Annotated in this window: 1 protein-coding gene; it reads right to left on the minus strand. The window is 68.4% G+C overall.

Translation table 11 applies throughout. The features are described from left to right. A partial coding sequence (locus tag L981_RS32870; protein ID WP_043627124.1) for an NAD(P)/FAD-dependent oxidoreductase occupies positions 1 to 1,136 on the minus strand: 1,136 nt, incomplete at its 3' end. Positions 1,137 to 1,311 lie beyond the last annotated feature (175 nt).

Genomic DNA, 1,311 nt, shown 5'->3' on the forward strand with positions numbered 1-1,311 from the left:
GGCGGGGTGTGCGCGACCGTGGCCACGAGCCGGTCGCGCAGCCAGGCGAGAGCCGTCGAGTCCGACTGGTAGAAGGGCGTGAAGAGAAGCGACAGCAGCTGGAACAGCGCGACGTGGTTGCGGCGTGCCGCGGCATAGGCGGCAAGCGCGGCATCGAGATCGTCAGCCGTCTCCAGCGCATGCGCAAGTGCTGCGACATCGAGCAGCGCCAAGTTCGCCCCCTGCCCGAGCTGCGGGCTCGTCGAATGGGCGCTGTCGCCGACAAAGGCGATGCGGCCGCAGACCGGCGGGCGCATCGTGCGGTGCGCATAGCGGGCCAGCGTCAGTTGCTCCCAGTCACCGATCTGATCCAGCACCGGCGCGCAATCCGGCCAGTAGTCGAGAATGCGCGCCTTCCAGCGATCGAGCCCGGCCTGCCGTATCACGTCTGCGTCCGCTACCTTGAGGCTCCAGAAGAAGGCGACCCGGTCGCGCTCGCCCATCCGCGCGCGGCCCGCCGGCAGGATGCCGATCATCACCTTCGCCCGGTCGTAGCGCTGCACCAAAGCGTGCGGATCATGATTGAGGCCGTCGCTGTCGAGCGTCGCCCAGAGGGCGCCATAGGCAAGCTCGCGCACCTTGGGCGCGGCGGTCGAACCGGCAGCGAGCGCCGAGCGCGCGCCGCTCGCATCGATCACCAGATCATAGGCGCCAGCCTCATGCCCCTGCGCATCCAGCATCACCGCCTTGCCGCCTGCCATGCGAACATCGGTCAGCGTGACGCCGGTCTTGACCGGCAGCCCAGCCGCGGCCACGGCGTCGTGAAGCGTGTTGAACAGGGCCGCGCGCTGCACCGCCACCCCGAAGCGCCCACCGGCAAGCGCGTCATAACGCACGTCGAGCACGGTGCGCCCGGATCTGGCATCGGCGCCATAGAGCCGATCGATCCGGCTGCCGAGTGCAAGAATCGGATCGAGCAGGCCGAGCGTGTTCAGGACCGTGAGCCCCGTTGGTTGCAGCATCAGCCCGGAACCGACAGGCGACGCCACGTCGAAACGCTCGAGGATGTCCACCCGATGGCCGCGCCGCGACAGCATCAATGCCGCCGCAAGCCCCGCCGGGCCGGCGCCCGCTATGCCGATATGAAGTGTCTTCATGGTTCCCCGAGGTGACGCCGATGATCGGCGAAACTATAGGGAAAATCAAAGTGCTAGGGCAAGGTCACGGTAGCGGGACACGACGTCGCGCGTGATCCTGACGTTACGTCATGCTGCAAAGGGGCGGCCGCCCCTCATCCGGCCTGCCGGCCACCTTCTCCCCGCAGGCGGGGCG

The organism is Ensifer sp. ZNC0028 (genome assembly GCF_000799055.1).
Lineage (GTDB): Bacteria > Pseudomonadota > Alphaproteobacteria > Rhizobiales > Rhizobiaceae > Ensifer.